General features: G+C 60.2%; 1 protein-coding gene. It reads left to right on the top strand.

The annotated features are described in order from the left end of the window. Positions 1-87 precede the first annotated feature (87 nt). Positions 88-274: hypothetical protein (locus tag SB772_RS40835; RefSeq protein ID WP_410838628.1), on the top strand; the 187-nt coding region annotated here is incomplete at its 3' end.

The raw sequence follows: 274 nt of genomic DNA on the forward strand, positions 1-274 counted from the left end.
GGTGGCTGAGAGCGCGCACCACTACATTGACGTCCCCTTGTCGCTGCAGACGATTGCCCTTGCGGTCCTTGGCGGCAGCACCATCACATGAGCCGGATGCAACAAGGCACCAACAACGACGTTGCCAGGATCGTTGCCACGATCATCGGCGGGTTCCTGCTTGCCGGACTACCGCTCTTCCACTCAGTACTGGACTCCTTGTTGATCTTCGCCGCGATCCATTCCGGCACAGGCATCGGCTATGGCCAATGGCTGGGCTGGTTCGGCTATACCC

This window comes from Paraburkholderia sp. SIMBA_030 (assembly GCF_046535245.1).
In the GTDB taxonomy this organism is placed as follows: domain Bacteria; phylum Pseudomonadota; class Gammaproteobacteria; order Burkholderiales; family Burkholderiaceae; genus Paraburkholderia.